The sequence below is a fragment of the Marisediminicola antarctica genome, assembly GCF_009930795.1.
Taxonomy (GTDB): domain Bacteria; phylum Actinomycetota; class Actinomycetes; order Actinomycetales; family Microbacteriaceae; genus Marisediminicola; species Marisediminicola antarctica.
Window position 1 is genome coordinate 24,354 of the sequence record NZ_CP017146.1, and the last position, 12,871, is coordinate 37,224.

13 protein-coding genes are annotated in these 12,871 nt (G+C 68.1%); 2 read left to right on the forward strand and 11 right to left on the reverse strand.

Going from position 1 to position 12,871, the window contains the following annotated elements:
• Positions 1–30: 30 nt before the first annotated feature.
• The 5 genes from BHD05_RS00095 to BHD05_RS00115 are packed head-to-tail and all read right to left on the reverse strand — an operon-like array spanning position 31 to position 3,832.
• Positions 31–303: a PTS sugar transporter subunit IIB gene (locus BHD05_RS00095; protein WP_161884632.1), complete on the reverse strand. Its 273-nt coding sequence runs from the start codon at positions 301–303 to the stop codon at positions 31–33.
• Positions 300–746 carry a PTS sugar transporter subunit IIA gene (locus tag BHD05_RS00100; RefSeq protein WP_161884633.1) on the reverse strand — a complete coding sequence of 149 codons (447 nt, stop codon included), beginning with the start codon at positions 744–746 and terminating at the stop codon, positions 300–302. The genes BHD05_RS00095 and BHD05_RS00100 overlap by 4 nt, the downstream gene beginning before the upstream one ends.
• Before the next feature lie 2 nt (positions 747–748).
• Entirely contained in the window at positions 749–1,867 is a 1,119-nt protein-coding gene (locus BHD05_RS00105) for an adenosine deaminase (protein WP_161884634.1), read from the reverse strand.
• Positions 1,868–1,877: 10 nt separating this feature from the next.
• Positions 1,878–2,645, reverse strand: coding sequence for an IclR family transcriptional regulator (locus BHD05_RS00110; protein ID WP_161884635.1), 768 nt, complete (start codon positions 2,643–2,645; stop codon positions 1,878–1,880).
• On the reverse strand, positions 2,645–3,832 hold the full coding sequence (locus BHD05_RS00115; protein ID WP_161884636.1) for an adenosylhomocysteinase: 1,188 nt from the start codon (positions 3,830–3,832) through the stop codon (positions 2,645–2,647). Before BHD05_RS00115 ends, BHD05_RS00110 begins: the two co-directional genes overlap by 1 nt.
• A gap of 47 nt (positions 3,833–3,879) precedes the next feature.
• On the opposite strand from BHD05_RS00115, the gene uriH reads away from it, so the two are divergent.
• Both uriH and BHD05_RS00130 read left to right on the forward strand, forming a co-directional pair.
• Complete coding sequence (gene uriH / locus BHD05_RS00120; RefSeq protein ID WP_161887253.1) at positions 3,880–4,827, forward strand: uridine-preferring nucleoside hydrolase UriH; 948 nt, start codon at positions 3,880–3,882, stop codon at positions 4,825–4,827.
• Between the two features lie 260 nt (positions 4,828–5,087).
• Positions 5,088–6,005: a hypothetical protein gene (locus tag BHD05_RS00130; protein WP_161884637.1), complete on the forward strand. Its 918-nt coding sequence runs from the start codon at positions 5,088–5,090 to the stop codon at positions 6,003–6,005.
• A gap of 682 nt (positions 6,006–6,687) precedes the next feature.
• Here BHD05_RS00130 and BHD05_RS00135 read toward each other — a convergent pair.
• Genes BHD05_RS00135 through BHD05_RS00160 form a run of 6 tightly spaced genes read right to left on the reverse strand, consistent with a single transcriptional unit; the run spans position 6,688 to position 12,822 of the window.
• The gene (locus BHD05_RS00135; protein ID WP_202614244.1) at positions 6,688–6,999 is read right to left on the reverse strand and encodes a hypothetical protein; all 312 of its coding nucleotides are present in this window, start codon (positions 6,997–6,999) and stop codon (positions 6,688–6,690) included.
• Positions 6,996–8,297 (reverse strand): thymidine phosphorylase, encoded by a 1,302-nt coding sequence (locus BHD05_RS00140; protein WP_161884638.1) that lies wholly within the window; start codon positions 8,295–8,297, stop codon positions 6,996–6,998. The genes BHD05_RS00135 and BHD05_RS00140 overlap by 4 nt, the downstream gene beginning before the upstream one ends.
• Positions 8,298–8,307: 10 nt before the next feature.
• Positions 8,308–8,724: a cytidine deaminase gene (locus tag BHD05_RS00145; protein ID WP_161884639.1), complete on the reverse strand. Its 417-nt coding sequence runs from the start codon at positions 8,722–8,724 to the stop codon at positions 8,308–8,310.
• Positions 8,721–10,007: an ABC transporter permease gene (locus BHD05_RS00150; RefSeq protein ID WP_161884640.1), complete on the reverse strand. Its 1,287-nt coding sequence runs from the start codon at positions 10,005–10,007 to the stop codon at positions 8,721–8,723. Before BHD05_RS00150 ends, BHD05_RS00145 begins: the two co-directional genes overlap by 4 nt.
• A complete protein-coding gene (locus BHD05_RS00155; RefSeq protein WP_161884641.1) occupies positions 10,004–11,290 on the reverse strand; it encodes an ABC transporter permease in 1,287 nt (428 codons plus the stop codon). Before BHD05_RS00155 ends, BHD05_RS00150 begins: the two co-directional genes overlap by 4 nt.
• Positions 11,287–12,822 carry an ABC transporter ATP-binding protein gene (locus BHD05_RS00160; RefSeq protein ID WP_161884642.1) on the reverse strand — a complete coding sequence of 512 codons (1,536 nt, stop codon included), beginning with the start codon at positions 12,820–12,822 and terminating at the stop codon, positions 11,287–11,289. The genes BHD05_RS00155 and BHD05_RS00160 overlap by 4 nt, the downstream gene beginning before the upstream one ends.
• Positions 12,823–12,871 lie beyond the last annotated feature (49 nt).

Sequence of the window (12,871 nt, forward strand, 5' to 3'; positions counted from 1 at the left end):
GAGCAGAACCCACTCAACCGCAAGGCAGGCTCAGCCCAGCGACTTCTCCAGCTTCTCCGTGAGCTCCCGCAGGTCGAAGTAGTTCTCGATCACGATCACGTCGGCGAAGGTCTTGCCGATCGCCTCGACGAACTCGGACGATGTCAGGATCACCTGGGCGTCGGCCGCCACGGTGCGTACCGAGGAGATATCGGCCGCCGTCACGTTGGCCTCCAGGCCGAGATTGGCCAGAACGCGCTCCGCGTTGACCTTGAGAATGCTGGAGCTGCCGATTCCGGCGCCGCAGATCGCGACGATCTTCATTGTTCCCTCTTCATGATGGCGATGATTGTCGCGGCATCCTTCGCCGCCGCGATCGCAGGGATCGCAGTTGGGTCGTTGAACACGTTCGCGAGCTCGGCGACCGAGGCGAGGTGTCCCTCGATCGACAGGATGGCCAACCCCAGCACGACGCTGACGGGGTCGTTGTGCGGATGCCCGAAGGCTACCGGGGTGCTCAGCGTCACGACGGCGAGGCCGTCCTTGATGACGTCCGGCCCGGGACGGGCGTGCGCGAGCGCGAGGCCGGGAGCGATGACCACATAGGGGCCGTGCTCCTCGATCATGCGGATCATCTCCTCGGAGTAGGCCGAGCGTGCGGCCCCGGATGCCTCGAGCCCCGCGCCGGCGAGGCGCACGGCCTCACGCCAGGTCCGGGCATCCGCACCGATGGTGATGGCCTCCTCGGGGAGGGGCGGGAGCGACATTCTCAGGCCTGCTCGAAGCCGGCGATGATCTGGTCTACGAGCTCCTCACGGTCCTCGAGCGGCAGGAAGGTCGCCGCGGCCGCATTGAGCTGGAAGACCTCGAAGTCGCTCAGGTCGTAGCCGAACGCCTCGCCGAGCAGCACGAGCTCCTTGCTCAGCGAGGTGTTGCTCATGAGCCGGTTGTCGGTGTTGACGGTCACCTGGAAGCCGAGCTGGTACAGCAGGTCGAACGGGTGGTCGACGAGGTCGTCGCCCCACGCGGCGATCGCCCCGGTCTGCAGGTTCGAGGAGGGGCTCAGCTCAAGCGGGATCTCCCGGTCCTTGACCCACTGGGCGACCGAACCCAGGGTGACATAGCTGCTCTCGTCGGTCTCTCGATCAACGACGATGTCCTCGGCGATGCGCACGCCGTGGCCGAGCCGGAGCGCACGGCCGTCGAACAATGCCCCGCGGATGCTGTCGATCCCGTCGGCCTCGCCAGCGTGCACGGTGACCGGGAACAGGTGCAGGGCGAGGTAGTCGAACGCGTCGCGCATCCGGCTCGCGGGGAACCCGGCTTCGGCACCCGCGATGTCGAAGCCGACGACGCCGCGGTCGCGGTGGCGCACGGCGAGCTCGGCGATCTCAAGGCCCCGGTCGGCATGGCGCATGGCCGTCACGAGCTGGCCGATCCGGATGCGGGAGCCGGCGTTTTGCGCGTCGTCGATGCCCTCGTCGATGCCCTCCTGCACCGCCTCAACGGCGTCATCGAGGCTGAGTCCGGCGGTGAGGTGCTGCTCGGGGGCCCAGCGGATCTCGCCGTAAATCACGCCGTCCTTCGAGAGGTCCTGCACGAACTCGCGCGCAACCCGGCTGAGCCCCTCGCGCGTCTGCATGACCGCCGTCGTCACGTCAAAGGTCTTCAGGTATTCGACGAGGGAGCCGGAATCGGACTTCTCGGAGAACCATCGGGCGAGGTCGCCGGACTCCGTCTCGGGAAGGGCGAAGCCGACGGCGTCGGCCAGCTCGATGATCGTCTGCGGGCGTAGGCCACCGTCAAGGTGGTCGTGGAGGGAGATCTTGGGGAGGGTGCTGACGTTCGCGCCGCCTCGGAGGCGGTAGTCCTCTGGGGATGTGGTCATGGGGTCAAATCTACCGGGTGCCGTCCGGTCCAGCTCCCTGCAGGCGGGCGGAGATCGCACGGCCAGCCTCGATCAGCTCGCCGAACACGTCGTCGACGCCGATCTCGCTGAAGCTCGTGGCGACGTACGGGATCGTGAGTGCGGCGACGGGCCGGTCGTCGCGGCCGAGCACGGGCACGACGAGGTCGGTGATTCCGGGCTGCATCGGGTCGTCGCGCCGCAGGAAACCGGCGGGGGCGCCGCCCGTGAGCGCGATGCCCGCCGCGGTCGACTCGATCGGGAAGTCCGCGCCGACGCGCGCCCGGAAGCCGAAGTCAGCCGGGCTCTCGACCTGGGCGATCACGCGCACCCGATCGGCGTCGAGCACGCTGAGGTTGCACGACTGGCGTACGGCCTCGGCGAGACGGCGCATGGGGCCGAGTGCAAGCTCGACGAGACCCCGCAGCGGCGGGTGCCGGTGGGCGAGGTCAAGCATTCTGGTGGAGAGCAGGTACAGGCCGGAGCGCCGGTCGCGGTAGATCCAGCCTCGTCGCTCGAGCCGCTGCAGCACCCGGAAGATCTGGTTCACTGATCGCCCGACGGCGGTCGCGATCGCGGCCTGGGTGAGCCCGCCGCTCTGGTCGGCGAGCAGCTCGAGCACGTCGAGGGCCTTATCGAGGGCCGGGACGGCGTATTCCGGGGACTCTGCGGTCGACGCAGCATCCGGCGCATGGGGCACAGCCGCGGCAGCCGCGTCAGCCGCGTCAGACGCGTCGACAGGGTCGGGGCGGCCGGGCATCAGCGGTCCGCGGCCATTGCCGCGAGCATGCGCCGGGCGATCAGCCTGTCCAGATCGTCGGGCACCGGCTGAGCTCCTTCGACGAGAGTGTCGGCCGCCGTTGCGATGCGTTCGAGGGAGAGCACCTGGAGTAGGAATCCGAGGTCCATCGACTCGAGCGAGTTGCCCTTGGGCTCGCGGCCGGCCAGGTTCATCATCCGTCCGTCGGCGAGGAGGATCACATGCCGACCGTCGGCGAAATCGATCCGGTCGATCGCCTCGTCGAGGGGATGGATGCCGGTTGCCGCCGCCGTGAGCGCTGGCACGTCGATCTCCCAGGGGAAGTGCCCGCAGTTGGCCAGTACCGCCCCGTCAGCGAGCAGCGGAAAGATCTCTTCGGTGATGATGCCCGCCTGGCCCGTCGCCGTGATGAATACCTCGCCCCAGCCCGCGAGGTTCTCCAACGAGCCGACCCGATATCCGTCGAGCGCGGCCTCGAATGCTGTGAGCTCGTCGACCTCGACGACCGCGACCTTGCCGCCGAGCGCCCGGAGGTAGTGGGCGACCCCGCTGCCGCACCAGCCGTAGCCGGCCACGACGAAGCGACGGCCGGGGATCATCATGTTCGTGATTCGCATGAAGCTTTCGACGACCGACTGCCCGACCGCGTGCCGGTTCTCGCCGATGGCCTTGAGTCGGCTGTCGTTGATGACGATCATGGGGAATGGCACGCGCCCGGCGAGTTCGCCGCGTAGCCTGTCGCCGCCGGAGGTGGTCTCCTCCGTGCCGCCGAGGATGCTGGACTCGATGCCCCGCGCGACGACACCCGCGGCGAGGTCTCCCCCGTTGTCGAGCAGGATGCCCGGGGCTGCATCGAGCACGGCCGCGACGTTCTCGTGGTGCCGCTCCACGCTGTCTTGCCTGCGCCCGAAAACGGTCATTCCGTCCGCGCGCAGCACGGCCACGATGTCGTCTTGGGTGGAGCCGTGGTTTCCGGTCGCGACGAGCTCTGCGCCGCCAGCGGCGAGGGTCTCCAGCAGCACCGCGGTCTTCGGCTCGAGGTGCAGTGACATGCCGATCCGCAGTCCGTCGAACGGTCTCGAGACCGCGAAGTCGGCGCGCGCCGCCGCGAGCAGCGGCATCCGCGAACGGATCCATTCGATGCGCTTGCGGCCGCGCTCGACAAGTTCTGCTGCCTGATCGTCCATCCCGATACCTTACGCCTATGAATGTGACTTTCATATATGCTTTGATGATGGCGACGAAGATCATCCTGGACTGCGACCCCGGCCACGACGACGCGATCGCGCTGCTGCTCGCGCACGGCAGCGAGGAGATCGAGCTCGTCGCCGTCACGACCGTGCATGGCAACCAGACGATCGAGAAGGTCACCCGCAACGCACTCGCGGTCGCCCGCATTGCCGGGATCACCGGGGTGCCGTTCGCCGCCGGCTCGCACCGGCCGCTCGTGCGGGCGGCAGAGGTCGCGGAGTCGATCCACGGCGAGTCGGGTCTCGACGGTCCCGTGCTGCCAGAGCCGACGCTGAGAGTGGACGAGCGTCACGCCGTCGACCTCATCATCGACACCGTCATGGCAGCTGAACCGGGCACGATCACCCTCGTACCGACCGGTGCCCTCACCAACATTGCGCTCGCGGTGCGCACGGAGCCGCGCATCGCGGGCCGCGTCAAGGAGGTCGTGCTCATGGGCGGCGGCTACCACGTCGGCAACTGGAGCGCGGCATCCGAATTCAACATCGCGATCGACCCCGAGGCCGCGCACATCGTCTTCAACGAGTCGTGGAAGCTCACAATGGTCGGCCTCGACCTTACCCACCAGGCCCTCGCGACCCCGGATGTCGTGGCCAGGATCGCCGCGATCGGAACGGGCCCTGCCCGATTCGTGGTCGAGCTGCTCGAGTTCTTCGGCCAGACCTACCGCGAGACCCAGGGCTTCGAGTTCCCGCCGGTGCACGACCCCTGCGCGGTTGCGCTCGTCATCGACCCCTCGGTGATGACCGTCGTGAAGGTGCCGCTCGACGTCGAGCTCACCGGCACCCTGACCCTCGGAATGACGGTCGCGGACTTCCGCGCCCCGGCACCGGCCGACTGCACGACCCACACGGCGACCGACCTCGACCACGACAGGTTCTGGGCGCTCATCGTGGACGCCCTCGAGCGGATCGGCGACGTCGAGCTATAGCCCGGCCGAATCGCGAGGCTCAGCCGCCCCAGCCCCAGCCCCAGCCCCAGCCCCAGCCCCAGGCCCAGCCCCAGCCCCAGCCCCAGCCCCAGCCCCAGCCCCAGCCCCAGCCCCATGTTTGAACCCTAGCCCGGTGAGGGTACGCATTTCGGCTGCTCTCTTGTCCCCGGAAGCGCCCGTTCTTGTACTCTCACGGTCGCAGCCTCCTCGGCTGTGGAGAGCGCGCCCAAAGTGCCCAGTCGCCGGTGCAGTCTCGTTCGATGACTCCACGGCATCCGCTCCCGCCCTCCCTCCTGACAGGACCCTTCCTCGCGCGCGACGCCATGCTCGCGCGCGGGCGTCTGCGGGGACGGGACCTCACCGCCCCATTCGCCGGAACGCGCGACCTCGCGGAGGCCGAGGCGAGCCTGCTCCGGCTGTGCCGAGCCTTCGCCCTGCGGATGCCGCCCCGATCCTTCTTCTGCGGGCCCACCGCGGCTGGCTTGATGCAGATCCCACTCCCTGTCGGCCAGCCCTGGCTCCCCCTCCACATCGGCGTCCGCGCGGGCGAGAGACGGATCGAAGCGGCCGGCATCCACGCGCACCACCTCACTCTCCGCGACGGCGATCTGACCCTGTCGGCTGGCCTGGCGCTGACCTCGCCCGAGCGGACCTGGTGCGACCTCGCGGGGTCGCTCACCCTGCCGCAGCTCGTTAGCGCAGGAGACTTCCTCCTATGGCGACGGAAGCCGACCACCTCCCTCGTGCGGCTCGAGACCGCCGTGGCGCAGTTTCCCGGCCGACGGGGCCCCCGGATGCTTCGCCTCGCGCTTCCCCTGATCTCGGACCGGTCCGACTCCCCACCCGAAAGCGAGATCCGCATTGCCATCCTCCAAGCTGGCCTACCGGCTCCCGACGTCAACGAGCCGGTCAGGAATGCCCTCGGCCAATTTGTCGCAAGGCCTGACCTGTCGTGGCGGCGGTTTCGTGTCGCGTTGGAATACGAGGGTGACCATCACCGCAGGGACCGGATCCAGTGGGCCGAAGACATCCGCCGCATCAACGCTCTGCAGCTCATCAACTGGATCGCGATCCGCGCCCACTCGCCCGACTACCGCGACCCCGCCGAGCTAATCCACAAGCTGCGCACAGCGCTGATGGCGGGCGGATGGGACGGCAACCCGATCCGCCACTGGTGAGACCAACACGAGAGTACGTGTTTTGGCGCTAGTTGCTGTCCTGCAACAGCCATAGTGCGTACTCTCAGCGCGGGCGCTGGCTGCTGGAGTCGGCTGCTGGAGCCGGAGCTGCAGCCGGCCGCCGGATGCCCGGTCGCCAGCGAAAGTACGTGTTTCGGCGCATCCTGCGTCCCTGCAACAGCCATAGTGCGTACTCTCACCGCGGGAGCTGGCCGCGGGAGCTGGCTGCTGGAGCTGGCTGCTGGAGGTGGAGGTGGAGTGGAGGTGGAGCTCGAGGTGGAGGTGGAGCTGGGGCGGGGGCTGGATGCTGGTCGCCGGGCGCCCGGACGCCCGGACGCCCGGACGCCCGGATGCCCGGATGCCCGGATGCCAGTGAAAGTACGGGTTTCGGCTCTCGTTGCGTCCCTGCAACAGCCATAGTGCGTACTCTCAGCGCGGAAGCTTGCTCCTGGGCGCCGGAGCCGGGCACTGGCCCCGGATACGGAATGCCGGCCGCCGGATGCCCGGTCGCCAACGAGAGTACATGTTTCGGCGGTTCCTGCGGCCTTGCAACAGCCATAGTGCGTACTCTCAGCGCGGACGCCGGATGCCGGACGCCGGACGCCGGATGCCGGATGCCGGCTGCCGGGTGCCCGGGTGCCGGGTGCGACGAGCCGCGACTCGAGTCGGATTGCAGGGCGGCTCAGGACCGGATGGCAGCGACGGCCGTAGCCGCGAGACCCACCACGGCTGCGGCACCCAGCATCCGGCGGAACGGGTTCACGCCGAAGAACAGTTCGTCGTACGCCCACCACGCGAGCGAGGCGTAGGCGATCACGCCGAACACCACTGCGGCCCGCGGTGGCAGAACGAACGCGAGGATGAGAGCGCCGGTGAAGATCAGAATCGCGAGGTTCGGCCCCTGACCCATGACGACACGACCGTCGATCCGGCTGCGGAACATCCAGTCGAACGCCCGGCGCGCGGGCGAGCGGGACACGCGGGACGAGCTCACGACCCGATGCGATCCGCGATGAGCGGTCCGCCGGTGAGCACCTCGTCGCCCTCGTCGCCGATCCGCCAGGATCCCTCGAGCGACTCGAGGGCGCGAGCGAACCGCTCCGGCTCGTCGGCGCTCAGGGTGAACAACGGCTGGCCTGCGGTGACGGTGTCGCCGGGCTTGGCATGAAGGTCGATCCCGGATGCGTGCTGCACCGGGTCCCGCTTGCGGGCGCGACCGGCCCCGAGCCGCCAGGCTGCGATTCCGAAGGGCAGCGCCTGCTGCTCCACGAGCACGCCGGAACGCGGGGCGGTCACGACGTGCGTCTCCCGGGCGGTCGGGAGCGCTGCATCCGGGTCGCCGCCCTGCGCTGTGATCATGGCGCGCCAGGTGTCCATCGCGCGGCCGTCGCGAAGCGCGCTCTCGACGTCAGCGTCGGGCTGGCCAGCGAGGGCGAGCATCTCGCGGGCGAGGGCGATGGTGAGTTCGATCACGTCGGCCGGTCCTCCCCCGGCGAGCACCTCCACCGACTCGCGCACCTCGTTCGCGTTGCCGATCGCGAGGCCGAGCGGCACATTCATGTTGGTGAGCAGCGCCACCGTCGAGACCCCGGCATCCGTCCCCAGTCGCACCATGGTCTCGGCAAGCTCGCGGCTGCGGGCCGGGTCCTGCAGAAACGCGCCGGAGCCGAACTTCACGTCGAGCACGAGGGCGGCGGTGCCCTCGGCGATCTTCTTGCTCATGATCGACGAGGCGATCAGCGGGATCGCCTCGACGGTGCCGGTGATGTCGCGCAGGGCGTAGAGCTTCTTGTCGGCGGGGGCGAGGCTGGCTCCCGCAGCGCAGATGACCGAGCCGACGCTCTCGAGCTGGCTGAAGAACTCCTCGTTCGTGAGGTCGGCGCGCCAGCCCGGGATCGACTCGAGCTTGTCGAGGGTGCCGCCGGTATGGCCGAGCCCGCGGCCGGAGAGCTGCGGCACCGCAACGCCGAACGAGGCGACGAGGGGTGCGAGCGGGAGAGTGATCTTGTCGCCGACGCCGCCGGTGGAGTGCTTGTCGGTGGTCGGCTTCGACAGGGAGTCGAAGTTCATCGTCTCGCCGCTCGCGATCATCGCGAGGGTCAGGTCGCGGATCTCGCTCCGCCCCATGCCGTTGAGGAAGATCGCCATAGTCATCGCGGCCATCTGCTCGTCGGCGATGTAGCCGCGCGTGTAGGCGTCGATCATCCAGTTGATCTGTTCGGTACCGAGCTCGCCCCGGTCGCGCTTCGTGCGGATCAGGTCGACGACATCGAACGGCTCAACGGCGCTCATAGAACGGTGCTCACTGGCGGTACTCCTCTAGCGTGCGCGGCCCGAACGCGTCGGGAATGACCTCGTCGATCGTGCGGATGCCGGAGACGGTCTCAAGAACCATGCCCGGCGCGGAATGTTCGAACAGGAGCTGTCGGCAGCGTCCGCACGGCATGATCGTGTCGCCGTTGCCATTGACGCAGGTGAAGGCGACCAGACGGCCGCCGCCGGTCATGTGCAGGCTCGACACGAGGGCGCACTCGGCGCACAGGCTGAGGCCATATGAGGCGTTCTCGACGTTGCAGCCCGAGATGACGCGGCCATCGTCGACGATCGCTGCGGCGCCGACCGGGAACTTCGAGTACGGCACGTAGGCGTGGCGCGTCGCCTCGAGGGCGATTGCGCGCAGTGTGTCCCAGTCGACAGGGTCCCGCTCCGCGGCACTCATGATTTGATGTAGGGCTTGCCGTCGGCGGCCGGAGGCCTCGACTTGCCCACGAGCCCCGCCACGGCGAAGATCGTGACGATGTACGGGAGCATGAGCATGAACTCGCTCGGCACCGGCGAACCGATGATGCTGAGCACGTTCTGCAGGTTGGTCGCGAACCCGAACAGGAGCGCGGCGAGGGTCGCTTTGATCGGATCCCAGCGGCCGAAGATCACGGCTGCGAGGGCGATGAACCCGGCGCCGGCTGTCATCTCCTTGTTGAACGACCCGACGGCGTCGAGGGTGAGGTACGCCCCGCCGAACCCGGCGATGGCGCCCGCGAGCGAGACATTCCAAAAGCGGGTGCTCGCGACGTTGATGCCGACGGTGTCGGCGGCCTGCGGGTGCTCGCCCACCGACCGCACGCGGAGCCCCCAGCGGGTGCGGTAGAGGCCGAACCAGACCGCGGCAACCGCGAAGTACATGACGTAGACGATGATCGTCTGCCGGAACAGCACCGGTCCGAGAATGGGGATCTCGGACAGGATCGGGATGTTGATCGGGTCGAACCCCGGAGGGGAGTTCAGCAGCGCCGTGTTCTCGCTGAGCACCTGGGAGAACAGAAAGCTCGTGAGTCCCGCAACGAGCACGTTGAGCACGACACCCACGATGACCTGTTCGACGAGGTACTTGATCGAGAATGCGGCCAGCACGAACGAGACGAGCACCCCGGCGAACATGGCCGCGGCCAGCCCGAGGAGCGGCTGACGCGTGATCGACGCGACGACGGCGGCGACGAACGCGCCGGCGAGAAGCTGACCCTCGATCGCGACGTTGACCACGCCCGCTCGTTCCGAGATGACACCGCCGAGCGCACCGAAGATGAGCGGGACGCTGATGCCGAGGGTGCCGATGAGCAGCCCGCTGACGGGGATGCTGGCTCCCGCGGCCGCCCAGGTGAGGAACCCGACGACGAACAGGAAGCCGAAAAGGCCGAGCGCCCAGACCGGGGTTGTGCGCGCACGGAAGGCGAGGTAGGCGCTCCAGCCGGTGATCGCGGCGAGCAGCAACACAATCACGATGCAGGCGGCTCGCGTGGGGAGCACGATGTCGGCCAGCTGGATGACGTCGACGCGACGCGACAGCACGAAAGTGGATTCGCCGTCGCGGCCGAAAGCGATGAAGACCACCGCTCCGATGAGCACGAAGACGGCGAGCGCGATCGGGGCCTTCCAGCTGCGGATCTCGGCCTTCTCCAGCACAATGCGCGACTGGGAATCCTGCGCCCGTGTCACGGTCGTCATGTCGTTACCGCCTTCTTCTTCGATCGCGCAGCTGCGGGCTGGCCTGGCGTTGGGAGACGGAAGATCGTCCGCACGAGCGGCGGCGCCGCGATGAACAGCACGATGAGCGACTGCACGACGAGCACGATGTCGACGGGGATGCCCTCGGCGGCCTGCATCGAGAATCCCCCCGCCTTGAAGGCCCCGAAGAGAATGCCCGCGAAGAACACACCCCAGGGCTTGGACCGGCCGAGTAGCGCGACAGTGATCGCATCGAAGCCGATGCCAGCGTCGATGCCGGAGCCGAATCCCGTTGTGATCGTGCCCAGCACCTGCGACACACCGGCGAGCCCGACGAGGCCGCCGGAGATCAGCATCGCGGTCACGTAGACGTTCTTGACGTTGATGCCCGCGACCCGTGCCGCGTTGGGGTTCTCGCCGACGGCGCGGAATTGGAACCCCATGCTCGAGCGGCCGAGGAGGTACCAGACGTAGATGGTGGCGGCGATGACGAACAGAAGGCCGGCGTGCACGTTGTACCCGGACCCGAACAGCGGTGGGAACACGGCCGTGTCCGCCATCGGCGGCGTCTTCGGGTTGTTGCTGCCGGGGGCCTGGAGCACCGGGGTGCGCAGGAGGAACGACACGAGATACAGGGCGACGAAGTTGAGCATGATCGTCACAATGACCTCGTGAGCGCCTGTCCTCGCCTTGAGCAGACCCACGATGCCACCCCAGACGGCCCCGCCGAGAACGCCGGCGAGCACCGCCACGAACAGGTGCACGCCATAGGGCAGTTCGAGCGAGAAGCCGACCCAGCCGGCGCACGCGGCGGCGATGAGCATCTGCCCGCGCCCGCCGATGTTGAACAGCCCTACACGGAAGGCGAGCGCGACACCGAGACCTGCCGCGATGAGCGGGGTGGCGAAGGTGAGCGTCTCGGTCAGGGGCCGGATGCCGGCGGCGAAGGTGTCGCGCCGGAAGTCGTAGACCGATCCCTGGAACAACGCGCGGTACGCGCCGAATACCGCATCCCAGATCGCCTGGAACATGTCCGAGGGGCGGGAGAAGAAGTAGCCGGCTGCGCTCTGCACGCCTTCGTTCGTGACTGCGATGAGCACCCCTCCGACGAAGAGCGCGAGCACGACGGCGAGCACAGAGATCGCGGCACTCCCGCCAATCAGGTCACGGAGGAATGCGGACGAGCGCGAGTCGTCGGGGGGAGCGTCCCCCGTCGCTGGCGCGGTGGCGTCGTCGACGGCGACGGGATCGGTCTGTCCGCGGGGCGGGATCTGTTCGCTCATGCGGTGCGCACCGCCGCGTCGCCCGTCGCTTCTGCGAGGCTGGCTCCGGCCATCATGAGCCCGAGCACCTCTCTCGGAGTGTCGCCTGGCACGATTCCCACAATCCCTCCGCGGTACATGACCGCAATTCTGTCGGCGAGCGCGACGACCTCGTCGAGCTCGGTCGAGACCACGATGACCGGCGTGCCGGCGTCGCGGGTCGCAACGATGCGGGTGTGCACGAACTCGATCGACCCCACATCGAGTCCGCGCGTCGGCTGCGCCGCGACGAACAGGCGGAGGTCGCGGCTGAGTTCCCGGGCCAGGACGACCTTCTGCTGGTTGCCCCCGGAGAGTCGGCCGACGTTGGTCGTGATCCCCTGGGCGCGGATGTCGAACTCGACAATCTTCTTCTCGGCGAATTCGGCAAGGCTGGCCAGCTGCAGCGATCCCGCCCTGACGAACGGCGCCCGGGTGCTCCGGTCGAGCATGAGGTTCTCGGCGATGGTGAACTCGGCGACGAGCCCGTCTTCCTGCCGGTCCTCTGGCACGAATCCGACGCCGGCGTCGAGGACCTTGCGCACGCTGAGTCCGGTGAGCGGCGTGCCGTCGAGCGTGATCGTGCCGGTGACCCGCTCCTGGAGGCCGAGCAGCGCCTCGGTCAGCTCGGTCTGGCCGTTTCCCTGAACGCCCGCGATCGCGAGGATCTCTCCGGAGTGAACCTCGAAGCTCACCTTGTTGACGACGATCTGCCCATGGATGTCGACAACCGAGAGGTTGTCGACGATAAGGGCAGCCTCGCCGACCCTGGCCGGGTCCTTCTCCACGGTGAGCTCGACGGCGCGCCCGACCATGAGCGAGGCGAGTTCTTTGTTGCTCGCGGTCGGCAGCGCCTCACCAACGACCTTGCCGAGCCGGATGATTGTGATGCGGTCGGCAACCTCGCGCACCTCGCGCAGCTTGTGGGTGATGAACACGATCGATGTGCCTGCCTCGCGAAGCTGCTTCATGATGACGATGAGCTCATCGGTCTCCTGCGGGGTGAGCACGGCGGTCGGCTCGTCGAACACGAGCACCTTGGCGTCGCGGGAAAGCGCCTTGATGATCTCGACCCGCTGCTGCACGCCCACGGGGAGGTCCTCGACGAGCGCATCCGGATCGACGTGGAACCCGAATCTCGACGAGATGTCCAGCACCGTCTTGCGCGCCGATGCCAGGTCGAGCCGACCACCGAAGGTGGTCTTCTCATGGCCGAGCATGACGTTCTCCGCGACGGTGAAGACGGGGATGAGCATGAAGTGCTGGTGCACCATGCCGATCCCGGCATTCATCGCGTCTCCGGGGCCGGCGAAGCGTTGTTCCTTGCCGTCCAGCAGGATATCGCCCTCCTCCGCCCGGTAGAGGCCGTAGAGCACGTTCATCAGGGTCGACTTCCCGGCACCGTTCTCGCCGAGGAGCGCGTGGATCTCGCCAGGCTCGACGGTGAGGCTGATGTGGTCGTTCGCCACGAAGGATCCGAATCGCTTCGTGATCCCGCGAAGTTCGAGTTTCATAGGGTCCAATCTACTGGGCAGAAAAGGCCGATCCTGGCGTGGCGGTGAA